This window comes from Streptomyces nigrescens, from assembly GCF_027626975.1.
Classification (GTDB): domain Bacteria; phylum Actinomycetota; class Actinomycetes; order Streptomycetales; family Streptomycetaceae; genus Streptomyces; species Streptomyces nigrescens.
In genome coordinates this window covers 1,534,448-1,548,823 of record NZ_CP114203.1, presented here as the reverse complement: position 1 = coordinate 1,548,823, position 14,376 = coordinate 1,534,448, and the positions used below count along the sequence as shown (strand labels likewise).

Sequence of the window (14,376 nt, the reverse complement as noted above, 5' to 3'; positions counted from 1 at the left end):
GGCGACGTACACTTCGCCGGCCGCCCGGCGGGCCTGAAGACGGGAAGGCGTCACGGGTGGCGCATCGAGTGACGGGCGAGCCGCCGTCGGTGCTCGTTCGCCGCCGCCCGTCGGCGGTGTCCGTCCGTGGCGCCGGACCCCTTGCACCCGCTCGCGTCCAACTCGCGTGCCCGCGCGGCCGCTTTGGGTATCCTCCGGACCCAGTGGGGCAATGCCGCAGAGGCGTTGAGGAGTCGACTCACCCGTAGTGGTCCCCGGTGCTCACGCGTCGTGTGGGGGACCCCGGTCCGTCGATCGCGGAGAGTCACCGTATGATGATTAATACCATGAATGCGGTAAAAAATGACCCAAACCCCCCGCCGGTCGGAGGTGTGCTCTGGTCGCTGGCCGGGGACATCCGCATGCTGCTGACCCTGCCGCCCGCGCTGGCCATGCAGGTCGCCCACCCGGCGGTGGGCGCCGGTGTGGACGACCACTCCGTCTTCCGTACGGACCCCTGGGGGCGCGGCGAGCGGTCGCTGGCCTCGTTGCAGCTGTGGGTGTACGGAGGGGAGGCCGCGGCCGCGGAGGGGCGGCGGCTGCGAGCGCTGCACCGGACCATCCAGGGGACCGACGCGCACGGCCGCTCCTACCATGCGCTCACCCCCGCCTACTACGCCTGGGTGCACGCCACGGGCTACCCCGTCTTCCGGCACGCGCAGCAGTATCTCGGGCGCCCCTTCACCGAGGCGCAGGAACGAGCGCTGTACGCGGAGTGGCTCCAGGTCGGCCGGGTCCTGGGGATCCATGACCGCGATATGCCGCAGACCATCGAGGAGTTCTGGCCCTACTACCAGAAGGTCCTCGACAACGAGCTCGAAGAGACCGTCGTGGTCAAGGAGTTGCTGGCGACCGACCCGCCGCTGCCGGCTCCCGACCGCGGCCCGCGATGGCTGCGGCTGCTCCTGCGGCTGTCCTGGCCGTGGCTGCGCCCCCGGTTCGCCCGCGTCCGGCGCTTCCTCACGATCGGGCTGATGCCGCCGGACGCCCGGCAGGCCATCGGCCTGGAGTGGACGGACGCTCAGGAGCGCAGGCTGCGACGCCTCGGGCGGGTGGTCCGCGCCGTGGTGCCGGTGCTCCCGGAGCGGCTGCGGTTCATGCCGATCGCGCGCCGGGCCCGGCAGGCGGCGCGCGGGTGACGACGCGGCGCGCGTACGGAGCCGGGAGGTGTCCCGGCTCCGTCCCGTTCAGCGCGCGTCCACCGGCTCAGTGCCCGTGCGTGTCGTGCGTGGCCGCGATCTGCTTCCACGACTTGGGCTCGGCGACCGGAGCCTGCCGGGCGCCGAGGGCCTTCTTGGCCGCGCCCGCCGTGGGCTTGGACGGCTGGAAGAGCCAGGTGTCGAAGAAGCCGGCCAGCTCCTTGCCGGACTTCTTCTCGGCGAACTTCACGAAGTCGGCCACCGAGGCGTTGCCGTACTTGTTCTCCGTCTGCCAGGACTTGAGGATGCCGAAGAAGGCCTTGTCGCCGACCTTGTTGCGGAGCGCCTGGAGGGTCAGCGCGCCACGGTCGTAGACGGCGCCGTCGAACTGGTTCTCCGCGCCCGGGTTGCCCGGCTTGACGGTCCAGAACGGGTCATCGGCGGGGTGCTGGGAGTAGACCCAGTCCGCCAGCTCCTGGGCGGTGCCCTCGCCCTCCTTCTCCGACCACAGCCACTGGCTGTAGGCGGCGAAGCCCTCGTTGATCCAGATGTCCTTCCAGTCCTTGAGCGAGACGTTGTCGCCGTACCACTGGTGGGCCAGCTCATGCACCACGACCGAGACGTTCGTGCCGCGGTCGAAGACCTTCTTGCCGTAGAACGGGCGGGTCTGGGTCTCCAGCGCGTACCCGGCCGGGACGTTCGGGACGTAGCCGCCGACCGCGTTGAACGGGTAGGGGCCGAAGACGCTCTCCAGCCACTCGGTGATCTCGGTGGTGCGCTCGATGCTCGCCTTCGCCGAGCCCTCGTGCGAACCGAGGTCCTTGCTCACGGCGTTGATGACCGGCAGGCCGTTCGCCGTCTTGTCGGTGGTGATGTCGAACTTGCCGACGGCCAGCGTCGTCAGATACGTCGCCTGCGGCTTGTCCGAGCGCCAGTTGTAGCGCGTCCAGCCCAGCTTGGAGGACTGTGAGGCCAGCACACCGTTGCTCAGTGCCTGGGTGCCGTCCGGGACCGCCACCGAGATGTCGTAGGTGGCCTTGTCGGTGGGGTGGTCGTTGCTCGGGAACCACCACACGGCGGCATCCGGTTCCTGCGCCACGACACCGCCGTCCGGCGTACGGGCCCAGGCGCTGTAGCCGTCTATCTTCACCTCGGAGGGCTTGCCCGCGTAGCGGACCACGACGCTGATCTGCTTGCCCTTCTCCAGCGGCGTGGCCGGAGTGACCTCCAGCTCGTGCTTGCCGGAGGTGGCGAAGGAGGCCTTCTTGCCGTTGATCCGGATCTCGCTGACCTTGAGGCCGAAGTCCAGGTTGAAGCGGGAGAGGTCCTGGGTGGTGGTGGCCAGCAGGGTGGCCGTGCCCTCCAGCAGGTCCGTCTTCGGCTGGTACTTGAGCCGCAGGTCGTAGTGGGAAACGTCGTATCCGCCGTTTCCGCTCTCGGGGTAGTAGGTGTCGCCCACACCCGGAGCGCCCGGTGTGAAGTCGGCCGCGGAGGCCGGTACCGCCAGCAGCAGGCTGAGGGCGGCCGCGCCGGGGACGAGGAGTCTGTGACGCACGAGTCCTCCAACTCGTAGGGGGGATGGCTCTGTTCAGACCCTATGTACTGCGCCGGGTCGGCGTCATGTACATGGCCCGATCTGACACATGACCGACATGAACCACCATCCGTCCCTCCGGTCCGCCGTGCTGCGCAGGACCCTTCCGTCACGGTCCGCGGCGGACGACACGGCGATCGCGGCAGGAGATCCCGGGCCGGCCGGGAGGCGAAAAGCGACCCATGGACCTGTTTTCGGCCCCCGGCGGGGCTACCGTGCCCGGACACGCTCTTACGCAGGGGAGTTGAGCCGCGCTACCGTCCGCCCGTGATGAATCCTGCGCGGATCCCCCGCATCCCCTTCACAGTGCTCGCGATGGCAGCCGTCGCCGCCCTGCTGTCCGCCCTGATCGGGCCGGCATCCGCGCACGCGGCGCCCGGCGAGAGCAGACCCGTCTACTCCTACGACCGCGCGATACGCGAATCGGTCTGGGTGGACACACGGCTGGACGGCGACGCGGACGGGAGAACCGACCGCGTCGCCGTCGACATCGTGCGGCCCGCCGAACCCGCCCAACAGGGCCGGCGGATCCCCGTGATCATGGACGCCAGTCCTTACTACTCCTGCTGCGGGCGCGGTAACGAGAGCCAGAAGAAGACCTACGACGACCGGGGCCGGCCGGTCGGCTTCCCGCTCTTCTACGACAACTACTTCGTGCCGCGCGGCTATGCGACGGTCCTGGTCGACCTCGCGGGCACCAACCGCTCGGACGGCTGCGTCGACGTCGGCGGCCGCTCCGACATCCGGTCCGCCAGGGCCGTCGTCGACTGGCTCGGCGGCAGGGGGCGCGCCTACACCTCCCGTACGGGAGGAAAACCCGTGACGGCCGGCTGGTCCAACGGCAGCACCGGAATGATCGGCAAGAGCTGGGACGCCACCATCGCCAACGGTGTCGCGGCCACCGGCGTCAAGGGGCTGAAGACCATCGTCCCGATCGCCGGTATCTCCTCCTGGTACGACTACTACTTCGCCAAGGGCGCCCCGCTCTACGACTCGGGCCCCGACTCCCTCGCCGACGCGGTCGACAGCCCCGAGGCGCGCAAGCGCTGCGCCGCCGTGCAGAAGAAGCTCGCCGACGGCGCGCCCCGTACCGGCGACTGGACCGGTCTGTGGAGCGAGCGCGACTACGTCCGTAACGCGGGCAAGGTCCGCGCCAGCGTCCTCATGGTGCACGGCATGCAGGACCTCAACGTCCGGACCCGGCACGCCGGGCAGTGGTGGGACGCGCTCGCCCGGCACGGCGTCGAGCGCAAGATCTGGCTCTCCCAGACCGGGCATGTCGACCCCTTCGACTTCCGGCGGGGCGCGTGGGTCAAGACCCTCCACCACTGGTTCGACCACTATTTGCTGGGCTACGACAACGGCATCGAACGCACCCCGATGGCCGATATCGAGCGCGCGCCCGGCACATGGTCCACCGACCCGAAGTGGCCCGCTCCCGGCACCACGCCCACCACACTGCGGCCGCGCGGCGGCACCGCGCCCGGTGTCGGCGTCCTGGGGACCCGTAAGGCGCCGCACGGCGCGACCGAGACCTTCACCGACGACCCGAAGCTGAGCGAGGCCGACTGGGCGGCCCGGATCGATGCCCCGACCGCCGCCAAGGCCGGGTTCCGTACCGGGCCGCTGCGCGCGCCGCTGCGGCTGTCCGGCTCCGGCACGGTGACCGTGACCGTCACCCCGAGCACCTCGACCGCCCATCTCTCCGCCGTCCTGGTCGACCTCGGCCCCGACACCATCCGCAACTACGCGGCCGACGGCGAGGGCATCACCACCCTCGACAGGCGCACCTGCTGGGGCGCCGGAACCACGGGCGACACCGGCTGCTTCAAGGAGACCGCCGCCGACACCCAGAAGGTCGCCCACACCGTCTTCAGCCGCGGCTGGGCCGACCTCGGCAACTACGCCGACGCGCACAAGGGCCGCCCGCTCACCCCCGGCAAGCCCTACACCCTCACCCTGGACCTGGCCGCGAGCGATCACGTCGTGCCCGCCGGGCACCGGCTCGCGCTCATCGTGGCCGGCACCGACGCCGGTCTGATCGACCCGCCCGCGTCCACGCCGAAGCTCACCCTCGACCTGTCCCGCACCTGGGCCGAACTGCCGCTGACCGGCGGCGCCCCGGCCTTCGCACGGGCCACCGCGGGCGCACCGGGGCATCCGGACGCCGCGGCGCCGCTGGACGGCATCGCCCCGCCGCCCTCGATCAGCCGGCTGCCGGCCGTGGGATGACCGCCCGGGGCCGCCCCACCGCGGGCGGCCCCACCCGGCCGGCACCACCCCCACGCCACCTCCACCGCTCACCCAAGGGAGGCTCCTCCTCGTGATACCCCGCCCCCACCGCCTCGCCGTGGTGCCGCTGACCATCGGGCTGACGGCCACCCTCGGCGCGACCCCGCCGGCCGCTCCCACCGCCCCGACCGCAACCCCCGCTCCCCGTACGGGATTCGAGACCAGCCATGGCGCCCGCTGGACCGGCCAGGCCGAGGAACAGGATTTCCTCCGGGCCGTCGACCGGGGCTCGGTGCGCGTACGGATCGACCGGATCGGCACCACCGGCCAGGGCCGCCCGGTGCAGCTCGTCCGGATCGGCGCCCCCGCCCCCGACCGCCCGGCGGAGGTCCGCCGCGGCAACTCCGTCCTGCTGATCTGCTCCCAGCACGGGGACGAGCCCTCCGGGCGCGAGGCCTGTCTGACCACCGTCCGCGATCTCGCCTACGCCAAGGACGCGGCCACCCGGCGCTTCCTGGAACGCACCAGCGTGCTGGTCGTACCGACCGCCAACCCCGACGGCCGGGCCGCGGACACCCGGGGCAACGCCGACGGTACGGACATCAACCGTGACCACATCGCCCTCCAGACCGCCGAGGGCCGTGCGATGGCCGAGGTCATCCGCGACTACCGCCCCGACACCGTCTACGACCTGCACGAGTACGGCCCCACGGTCCCGTACTACATGAAGGACGTCCTGTCGCTGTGGCCGCGCAACCTCAACACCTCGGACGGCGTGCACCGCGAAGCGGCCGCGCTCTCCCAGGACTTCGTGCGGCCCGCCGTCCACCGGGCGGGCTTCTCCACCGGTGTCTACGGCATCTGGACCGACCCGGAGACCGGTGATCCCGTCAAGCAGGTCGCCGGCGACGGCCAGGAGCGGATCCTGCGCAACACCGCGGGTGTCAAGGGCTCGGTCGGACTGCTCGTCGAGACCCGGGTCGATGCGCTCACCGAGGCCGAGAAGGCCGACCCCGCGTTCAACAACCGGCGCCGGGTGGACTCCCAGCTGGCCGCCTTGGACGGCGCCTTCACCTTCTTCGACCGGCACCGGTCACGGATCGAGGCGGCCACCACCGCCGCCCGGCTCGCGGGCTATAACGATCACGGTCCGGTCTACCTCGGCGGCGCGGATAACGAACCGGCCACCGACGCACAGATCCTGGCCCATCCGCCTTGCGCCTATCGCCTCGAAGAGAGACAGTTTGCCCAGGTCAGAGAAGAACTGGTGCGGCACGGAGTGGTGTGGCGTCGGGACCGTGACGGCGTCGTCGTGCCGCTGCGCCAGCCGCTGAGGAAGCTCATTCCGCTGCTGTTGGACCAGAGGGCCGGTTATCACCTTACGGTCGCGACGCCCCTCAACGTCTGCCGTCGTGTGGTAGGGGGTAACGGGTAAGGAAAATATGGCCCATTGAAAGGTTGACACGTGTCGGACACAGACAGAAAGTCCGGAGATGGGGGTGGCACGTCATCCGTGACGGATCTCCCCGACGGCCCTCAGGAGAACGGGCCCCCACAGACCGACCGTGTGGTCTTCGGTGTGACCGCGCTGCTCACCCTCGCCTTCATCGGCTGGGGAGCGTCCTCCACCGAATCCCTCAAGAATGCATCGACCTCGATGCTGAACTGGGTGATCGACAATCTCGGCTGGGCGTTCGTCCTCTCCGCCTCCGCATTCGTGATCTTCGCGATCTGGCTTGCGGTGAGCAAATACGGGCGGATCACGCTGGGCAAGGAGGGTGAGGAGCCCGAATTCCGCACCGTGTCCTGGGTCGCGATGATGTTCAGCGCGGGCATGGGCATCGGCCTGATGTTCTACGGCGTCAGTGAGCCGCTGGGGCACTTCACCACCCCGCCGCCGGGCACCGATCCGCAGGACGCCGCCCAGGCGATGGACACGGCGATGGCCACGACGCTGTTCCACTGGACGCTGCACCCGTGGGCGATCTACGCGGTGGTGGGTCTGGCGATTGCTTACAGTTGCTTCCGGCGGGGGAGGCGGCAGACGATAAGCGCGGTGTTCACGCCACTGATCGGCTCCCGGCGGGCGAACGGCTGGGGCGGCCGGGTCATCGACATCCTGGCCATCTTCGCCACCCTCTTCGGCTCCGCGGCCTCACTGGGGCTCGGTGCGCTGCAGATCGGCAGCGGCATCAAGGTGCTGGGCTGGATGGACAGCGTCAGCACCACCCTGCTGGTCGGCGTCATCACCGTGCTGACCATTGCCTTCATCCTGTCCGCGGTCTCCGGCATCGCCAAGGGCGTCCAGATGCTGTCCAACATCAATATGGTGCTGGCGCTGATTCTGGCGGTCTTCGTGTTCGTCGTCGGACCGACGATTCTCATCCTCAATCTGCTGCCGACCTCCCTCGGCTCGTTCATCGGCGAACTGCCGCAGCTGGCGGGACGTACGGAAGCCGGCAGCGGCGACGATGTGGGCGGCTGGCTGCGCAGCTGGACCGTCTTCTACTGGGCGTGGTGGATCTCCTGGACGCCCTTCGTGGGCATGTTCATCGCCCGGATCAGCCGCGGCCGGACGATCCGGCAGTTCATCGGCGGGGTCATCCTCGTGCCGAGCGTGGTCAGCCTGGTGTGGTTCGCGGTGTTCGGCGGCTCGGCCATGAAGCTGCAGGAGTCCAAGCAGCTCAGCGGGTCGAGCACCCCCGAAGGCCAGCTCTTCGATGTGCTGCACCAGTACCCGCTCGCCACGGTGACCAGCGTTCTGGTCATGATCCTGGTCGGCATCTTCTTCGTGTCCGGTGCCGATGCCGCGTCCATCGTCATGGGCACGCTCTCGCAGAAGGGCACCTTCGAGCCGACCCGGCTTGTGGTGATCTTCTGGGGAGTGGTGACCGGTGCGGTTGCCGCGATCATGCTGCTGATCGGTGGCGGATCGGGTGATGCCCTGACCGGACTGCAGAATCTGACGATTCTGGTCGCGGTGCCCTTCATGGTCGTGATGATCGCCATGTGCTGGGCGCTGATGCGCGATCTGCGCAGCGATCCGCTGATCGTGCGTGGCCAGAAGGGCGAGGAAGCCGTCGAGCTGGCCGTGATCGCGGGCCATGAGCAGTACGACGGTGACTTCGAGTTCCAGATCGGACCCGGCGGCACCGGCAACGGTGACGGTACCGGCGAGGACAGCGGTGCCGGAGTCAAAAGCGGCGGCTAGGCCGATTCCGGTGCGTCGCCGTGCGGACCGGGTGCGTTGCCGGACCGGCGCCGCACGATGACGAAGGGGCCTGCTCGCGGCCGGAAGGTCGCGAGCAGGCCCCACGCCTGTTCCGGATCGGGTTACTTCTTGAAGCTGTAGTCCATCAGCTTCTTCGCGTCAGCGGTGCGGTTCTCCACCGAAGAGGAGGCGAGAACCGTGCCGATGACCGTCTTGCCGCCCCGGGTGGCGGCGAAGACCAGGCAGTACTTGGCCTCCGGGCCGGAGCCCGTCTTGACGCCGAGGGTGCCCGAGTAGCTGCCGAGCAGCGCGTTGGTGTTGGTCCACGACATGTAGCGGTAGCCACCGCTCTTCGTCGTGACCTTCTGCTTGGTCGACTTCGTCTTCACGACCGTACGGAACGTGGAGTACTTCATCGCGTTCGAGGCGAGCTTGGTCAGGTCGCGCGGAGTCGAGTAGTTCGCGCCCTTCCCGATGCCGTCGAACGAGTCGAAGTGCGTGTTCGTCAGGCCGAGCGACTTGGCCGTGGAGTTCATCTTGCCGATGAACGACTTGACCCGCGCGTCCCGGGTGGAGCCGCTGCCGAACTTGTCGGCCAGCGCGTACGCCGCGTCGCAGCCGGACGGGAGCATCAGCCCGTACAGCAGCTGGCGGACGGTGACCTTGTCGCCGACGATCAGCCGGGCCGACGAGGCCCAGTCGTTGTCGACGATGTAGTCGCTGTACGCCTTCTGGACCGTCACCTTGGAATCAAGGTTGAGGTTCGGCTGCGCCAGCACCACCCGTGCCGTCATGATCTTGGTGGTGGAGCCGGTGGAGCGCCGGGTGTCCGCGGCCTTGGTGAAGAGGGACTTCCCCGTGCCGTTGTTCATCACGTAGCCGCCCTTGGCGGCGATCGTGGGGGTCTTGAGCGTAGCGGCCTGCGCCGGAGCGGTGAACGCCCCGGCCGTCAGGACGGCTCCCGCGGTGACAGCGACCGCGGATACGCGATGAATGCCCTTAATGCCGTTTTTCAAAGTGGATACTCCAAATACCCCTGCAGTGCGGCCATATAGGAATGGCGCTTGCTCATGAGACGCCTGAGACGGGCGAATGGATGCGCGCTCCGGGCGGTAAATTCCGCTCGTTCGCACACCGCTGGACGATCGGGCGGGTTTCAGGCCTGGCATCGGTGCATTCCCCCGGGTGGACACACAGGTGACTACGGAGAGAACGGTCAGGAGCGGACGGAGATACGGATACGCGGCGAATTCGTGGCCGGGGAAGGCCACGTCGCGGCGGAGGCGGCACCTCCGTAGTTACCCGCGCACCGGTCCGCGCTCCTCCTGGACCGCCCGCACCATCCGCAGCACCTCGTCCGCGCACCCCCACGCCACGGTCACGCCCCCACCGCCGTGCCCGTAGTTGTGGACGCACGGCACACCGCCGGACAGCCGCTCCGCCGCCAGCCGCACCGCCGGGCGGGCCGGGCGCAGCCCCACCTTGTGCGCCAGGACCCGGGCCCGCGCAAGCTCCGGGAAGCGCCGCGCACAGCGGGCCACGATGGCCTCCGCCACCGCCGGATCGGGCTCCAGGGACCAGGCGTTCTCCTGCGCCGTACCGCCGAGCACCAGGCCGTACGGCTGCGGCAGCAGGTACGTGGTGTCGCTCGCCCCGGCGTCGGCGGACACGTACCACTCCTCGATGCCGGGGTTCTCCACGATCACCAACTGCCCCTGGACCGGATGGACTTCCGGATCGGGGACGAGAGCGCGCGCACCGAGTCCCGAGCAGTTGACGACCATGTCCGCCGCCGCTCCGGCCTCCTCCAGCGAGGTGACCTCGCACCGCTCCATGGCCCCGCCCGCGGCCGTCAACCGCCGTTCCAGATAGCGGAGATGGGAGGGCATGTCCACCAGGGGAGTACGGGCCCGCCACCCCGACGCATGGCCCTCCGGGAGCTCCTCCGCCCTTGCCCGCCGCAACCCGGGCACCGCGTCGTACCAGGCGGCCAGACCGTCCTCGGCGCCGTCGCCCGCCTTCCCGGAGGCGCCCCGGCCGCCGCCCGTCGTGGCCGTCATCGTGCCCGTCACCATCCGGGCGCCCGTCTCCTCCGGCCGCCCCGCGAGTGCGGCCAGCACCTGGAAGGAGCGTACGGACCACTCCACCGCCCGCTCGTACGGCTGGATGCGGTACGGCCAGCAGAGTCCGCCCGCCACCGCCGAGGTCGTGTCGCCGGCCGCGTCCCGGCTCAGTACCCGTACCCGGTGCCCGTCCTCGGCCAGTGCGATCGCCGACGTCAGCCCGATCACGCCGCCACCGACCACCCGTATGTCCAGGCTCTCCGTATTGCTCGTCATGCCGGGACGCTAACCGGTGGGGCGGGCGCGGAAAAGGGGAGGACACCGGGGGAGCGGCGCCCTGGCCTGGTGCGGCCGCGCCCGGACCGGGGCGGCTTCGGAACAGAACCGGGCCGGGTGACGGTCCGGACGACGATGGCCCGGGCGCGCCGCCAAGCGCCCTGGATGATGCAGATGCTGCCGCAGTTCCTCACTGCCGCCAAGAGTTTCCGGAGGGCCGCCTCCGCCGTGCGATGAGCGGCCGTGCGCGGCGCCGGGGTCCCGCCCCCGTGCCGCCGGCCGCGCCCGCCTTCCGTACCCGTACCCCCGGTGAACTCCGCCGCGCCCGCCGTCCGCGGGCCCACGCGTGCTGGGACCATCTCTACGCCGCACCGCTGTGGCCGTTGCACGGGGCCAACCTCGGCACCCTGCTGCGCACCTGCGATGCGGTCGGCGCCTGTCTGACCGTGCCGCGGTTCTCCTGGGTGCCCGAGGCGCTGGAGCGCGGCAATACGCTCCGCAGACCCGCCTGTGTGCACTGGACCGGTGATCCGCTGGGCTGGCTGGAGCGGCAGCGCGAACGGGGGCTGCGCGTGGTGGGGGTGGAACTCGCCGACGAGGCGGTGCGGCTGGCGGACCTGCCGGCCGCGCGCGAGCCGACGGTGATGGTCCTCGGGCACGAGCGGCACGGGATTCCGCCCGAGGCGCTGGATCTGCTGGACGAGGTGGTGGAGATCCCGATGGTCGGCACCGGCGCCAGCCTGAATGTGGCGGTGGCGGGGTCGCTGGTGCTGTACCGGCTTGCCGGGTTGTGGTGAGCCGGGGGCCGGTTGACGGGACGGAGTGTTGCCGGTGCCGGGCGGCGTCCACCCGACGGGCGGAGCGGGCAAGGGCGTGGGGTGCGGAGCCGGGCCGGCTGCCCGCCATTCGTTCGTGATCTTGTGGTAACCCCGCGGCAGTGGTGTGGCCCCTTCCGGACCTTAGGCTGGTAGCAGCACCGTCGGCCGATGACGCCCCTCGGATCCCGCTCGCCGCCCGTCCGTACGCCGTCGTCTGAGGAGGCCCATGCTCCGCGCGCCGCGCGCCGTGCCCGCCTGGCTCGCTCACCCCTTCCACTGGCAGCGGCTGCCCGTACCCTGGGCGGCCGTTGCCCGCGGTGCGCTGTGTGCGGGGCCGCTGCTGGGCGCGGGCATCGCGACCGGCCACCCGGCCCCCGGCGTCCTGGCCGGACTCGGCTCGATGCTGGCCGGGGTCAACGACCGCCCCGGCACCCGGCGCACCGGCATCGTCCATATCGGACTGCCCGCCCTCGCCTCGGCGCTCGGCATGCTGATCGGTGCCTCGCTGCGGGCGGCCGACGCGGGCTGGTGGATCGTCCCGGCGCTGTTCGCCGTCGGCTTCGTCTCCGGTGCGGGCAGCGTGGCCGGGCCGGTGCGCTCCAACGCCGGGATGCAGATGCTGGCCACCACCATCCTGGGCGCCGGGATGCCGCTGCCCGGCGCGCCCTGGGCGAAGGCCCTCTATGTCCTGGCGGGCTGCCTCTGGCTGCTTTTGCTGCGGCTCGTCCTGCGCTCGCCCCGTCCGGCGGGCGGGGCGCTCAGCGGCGAGCGGGCCGCGGTCGCCACGGTCTTCGACGCGCTCGCCGACGCCCTGAGTGCGGTCGGCGGGCCCGGTGCCGAGCCCGCCAGACGCCGGCTCACCGCCGCCCTGGACCGCGCCGACGAGGCCCTGCGGCTGCGCCGCCTCACGAGCCGGCTGCTGCGCGGGCCCGCCCGTACGGAAGAACGTCTGCTCACCGAGCGGTTCGCCGCCGCCACCGCGCTGTGCGAGGCCAGCGTGGCGCTGCTGTGGGAGGCCCGCCCGTTGCCGTCCCGGGTGGCGGAGAGCCCCCGTAGGTTCGCCGACGCGCTGCGCACCGGGCGGCCGCCGGGCCGGCTGTCCGCCCCGGAGACCAGCACGGCCGCGCGCGGCGCCTTCGACCAGGCCTTGCTGGACGCCGCGGTCGCGTTCGCCCGGCGGGAGCCCGAGGCCCCGCCGCGGGCGGAGCCGGCACCGTCCGGCCATCCCGTCTGGGCGGCCCGGCCCGTGGCCGTGGTCCGCGGGGCACTGGGTGCCGTCGGCGGGCGGACACGGCGCGGGCGCGGCCTGTTCGGGCCCGCCGGGCGGGACTACGGCCTGCGCGTCGCCGTCTGCATCGCCGCGAGCGCCGCCGTGGCCCTGCTGCTCCGCGCCGACCACTGGTACTGGCTCCCGGCGACCGTCACCTTCCTCGTCAAGCCGGACCTGGGGCCGCTGTTCTCCCGTACGGTCAACCGCTTCGCCGGGACCGTCGCGGGCGTGCTGGTCTTCGCCGGGGCGGGCCTGCTGCTGACCGGTTCGTGGTGGCCCGCGCTGATGGCGGGCGCGGGCGGGGCGCTGCTGCCGTTCGCCACCCGTCACTTCGCCCTGCAGACCGTCGCGATCACCCTCATGGTGCTGTCGTTCGTGCATGTCAGCGGCGATCCGCAGGCCGCCGCCGAGCGGATCGTGGACACCTCCATCGCCTGCGGCATCGTCCTTGTCGTCGGACATCTGCCGCGGCTCGCCGACCCGCGCCGCCGGGTCGGGCACCGCGTCACCTCGGCGCTGCGCTGCACCGAGCAGTTCCTGCGGTACGTACTGGAGTCGGAACCGGGCGCGGACCCCACCCGGCGGCTGGCGCTGCGCCGCACCGCCTACCGGGCGCTGGGGGAGGCCAGGGCGGCGGCGGAGACCGCCGCGGCCGAACTCCTCGCCGCCCGCGACCGCAACCCCGACTGGCTGACCGTCGTCACCGCGGCCGAACGCATCGTGGACGCCGCGACCGCCTGCGCGGTACGCCTCGACCATGGCGCGCACCGCCCGGGCAGGGCCGAGGCCGAGGCGCTGTGCCAGGCGCTGTCGGCGATGGCCGACGCCCTGGAGGACCCGGACCGGCCGCCCGGGCGCGGCCTGTCCGGCCCGGACCTCCCGCCGGTTCCGGACTGCGCCACGCTCACGGATGTGGCCGTGGAACTGGAGCGGATCCGGGGGTACGCGGGGACGGGCTGAGCCGAGGGGCGCGGGGGCGCGAGCCGCCCCATGCCGGAAGGCGGCGCGGTCCGGTCCCGGAGCTTGCGGTGAGTGCCGCGCCGTCCGCCCGGTGTCAGCCGGTGGTCCGGCGCTGGTCGTCGCTGTCCCGGCGCAGTTGGTCGGCGTGGTGGGTGATGCCGTCGATGCGGGCGGCGAGGTCGGGGTGGCCGTGCTCCAGGTGCGGACGGGTGTCGGTCAGCGGGCCGACGAGCTGGGCGGCGTCGTTGTCGCCCAGGGCGTGGCTCAGGCGGCTGATCGAGGGGTGGGCGCCGACGGGCAGGTCGGTGAGCGCGGTGATCTGACCGGCGAGCCTGCGCAGATCGGCGGCGTGGAGCCGGGCCCAGGCGGTGACGGAGCGGTCGGCGGCGCGGCGGTCGCGGGTGGCCTTCACCCGCTGCTCGCCGGTGGTGCCGGCGGCGCCGGGGCGCAGCCGCAGATAGCGGCGTTCGGCGGCCTGACGGCTGGTGACGCCGAGGGGTTCGGCGAGGTCGGCCCAGCTCGCGCCCGCGTCGCGGGCCGCTTCGATCAGGCCGGGCTCCCAGCCGGCGAGTTGGAGGCGCACCTCGCGCAGCAGGAGAAGCGCGGCCAGCGCCTGCTCGGGACCGGTCGCGTCCGGGGCGGGCGGCTCGCCGGTTCCCGTGCCGTGGGCGGCACGCAGGGCTTCGTGGATCGAATCCAGCGCGGCCACGGAGGCGAGGAAGGAAGCGGGAGTGGGGTCCTGGGGCCGGTCGGCTGCGGACACGGGATCTCCCT

General features: G+C 71.6%; 10 protein-coding genes. 6 read left to right on the top strand and 4 right to left on the bottom strand.

The annotated features are described in order from the left end of the window. The first annotated feature begins 326 nt into the window (after positions 1-326). Positions 327-1,178, top strand: a complete 852-nt coding sequence (locus STRNI_RS07015; RefSeq protein ID WP_266443966.1) for an oxygenase MpaB family protein — start codon at positions 327-329, stop codon at positions 1,176-1,178. Between the two features lie 67 nt (positions 1,179-1,245). Here STRNI_RS07015 and STRNI_RS07010 read toward each other — a convergent pair whose 3' ends face one another. Continuing rightward, complete coding sequence (locus tag STRNI_RS07010; RefSeq protein ID WP_148590030.1) at positions 1,246-2,733, bottom strand: M1 family metallopeptidase; 1,488 nt, start codon at positions 2,731-2,733, stop codon at positions 1,246-1,248. Between the two features lie 309 nt (positions 2,734-3,042). Here STRNI_RS07010 and STRNI_RS07005 point away from each other — a divergent pair, with 309 nt between their 5' ends. The 3 genes from STRNI_RS07005 (at position 3,043) to STRNI_RS06995 (ending at position 8,215) form a co-directional block, all read left to right on the top strand. Continuing rightward, a complete protein-coding gene (locus STRNI_RS07005; protein ID WP_277413206.1) occupies positions 3,043-5,004 on the top strand; it encodes a Xaa-Pro dipeptidyl-peptidase in 1,962 nt (653 codons plus the stop codon). Between the two features lie 91 nt (positions 5,005-5,095). Then, a complete protein-coding gene (locus STRNI_RS07000; RefSeq protein WP_159485043.1) occupies positions 5,096-6,439 on the top strand; it encodes a M14 family metallopeptidase in 1,344 nt (447 codons plus the stop codon). Between the two features lie 78 nt (positions 6,440-6,517). After that, positions 6,518-8,215, top strand: a complete 1,698-nt coding sequence (locus STRNI_RS06995) for a BCCT family transporter (protein ID WP_159485041.1) — start codon at positions 6,518-6,520, stop codon at positions 8,213-8,215. 122 nt (positions 8,216-8,337) lie between these two features. Here STRNI_RS06995 and STRNI_RS06990 read toward each other — a convergent pair whose 3' ends face one another. Further along, positions 8,338-9,231 (bottom strand): D-alanyl-D-alanine carboxypeptidase family protein, encoded by an 894-nt coding sequence (locus STRNI_RS06990; RefSeq protein WP_159485039.1) that lies wholly within the window; start codon positions 9,229-9,231, stop codon positions 8,338-8,340. A 282-nt stretch (positions 9,232-9,513) separates the two neighbouring features. Next, positions 9,514-10,554: an FAD-dependent oxidoreductase gene (locus tag STRNI_RS06985; protein WP_159485037.1), complete on the bottom strand. Its 1,041-nt coding sequence runs from the start codon at positions 10,552-10,554 to the stop codon at positions 9,514-9,516. A gap of 233 nt (positions 10,555-10,787) precedes the next feature. Between STRNI_RS06985 and STRNI_RS06980 the strand changes: the two genes are divergently transcribed. After that, positions 10,788-11,351, top strand: coding sequence for a TrmH family RNA methyltransferase (locus STRNI_RS06980; protein ID WP_277410749.1), 564 nt, complete (start codon positions 10,788-10,790; stop codon positions 11,349-11,351). 247 nt (positions 11,352-11,598) lie between these two features. After that, positions 11,599-13,602, top strand: a complete 2,004-nt coding sequence (locus tag STRNI_RS06975) for an FUSC family protein (protein WP_159485035.1) — start codon at positions 11,599-11,601, stop codon at positions 13,600-13,602. Positions 13,603-13,696: 94 nt separating this feature from the next. On the opposite strand, the gene STRNI_RS06970 is transcribed toward STRNI_RS06975, so the two are convergent. After that, positions 13,697-14,365, bottom strand: coding sequence for a type III effector protein (locus STRNI_RS06970; protein ID WP_159485033.1), 669 nt, complete (start codon positions 14,363-14,365; stop codon positions 13,697-13,699). Positions 14,366-14,376 lie beyond the last annotated feature (11 nt).

What these genes read in the sequence shown, in the direction of transcription:
- STRNI_RS06980 (WP_277410749.1), top strand. Translation starts at nt 10,788, where the DNA reads ATGAGCGGCCGTGCGCGGCGCCGGGGTCCCGCCCCCGTGCCGCCGGCC.
- STRNI_RS06985 (WP_159485037.1), bottom strand. Translation starts at nt 10,554, where the DNA reads ATGACGAGCAATACGGAGAGCCTGGACATACGGGTGGTCGGTGGCGGC.
- STRNI_RS07015 (WP_266443966.1), top strand. Translation starts at nt 327, where the DNA reads ATGAATGCGGTAAAAAATGACCCAAACCCCCCGCCGGTCGGAGGTGTG.
- STRNI_RS07005 (WP_277413206.1), top strand. Translation starts at nt 3,043, where the DNA reads ATGAATCCTGCGCGGATCCCCCGCATCCCCTTCACAGTGCTCGCGATG.
- STRNI_RS06975 (WP_159485035.1), top strand. Translation starts at nt 11,599, where the DNA reads ATGCTCCGCGCGCCGCGCGCCGTGCCCGCCTGGCTCGCTCACCCCTTC.